Below are 340 nucleotides of genomic sequence, written 5' to 3' on the forward strand. Positions count from 1 at the left end.
AGGTTGGTGGTGTCGACGGTATCGGTGACAGTGGTGCTGACCGGAGTTTTGTCGGCAACGAGGTTTTCGAAGTTACCACCCGTCACGTTGGTGATCGAGTTGCTTAGCGATGCCTGACCAGTCAGCGCATCGTTCGGGGCGGTGTAGGTCACGCTGCCGGTGGTTTTGCCGACTTCGATGGTGATGTTCTGACCGTTGGCCAGGGTCACGACGACTGGCGAACCGGTCACTGGTGCGCCAACGGTAGCGGTGTAAGTGACGGCCCCGCCTTCAGCCACCGAGGTATCGGCGGTCAGTTTGACGGTCGAGGTATCGATGGTGTCGGTGACAGTCGTCACAG

The 340-nt window shown here is 59.7% G+C and carries 1 protein-coding gene; it reads right to left on the reverse strand.

Going from position 1 to position 340, the window contains the following annotated elements; translation table 11 throughout:
* On the reverse strand, positions 1-340 hold a 340-nt coding region (locus HU743_RS27035), incomplete at both ends, for an immunoglobulin-like domain-containing protein (RefSeq protein ID WP_186652408.1).

It is taken from the genome of Pseudomonas sp. SWRI99, from assembly GCF_014270125.1.
GTDB lineage: Bacteria > Pseudomonadota > Gammaproteobacteria > Pseudomonadales > Pseudomonadaceae > Aquipseudomonas > Aquipseudomonas hamedanensis.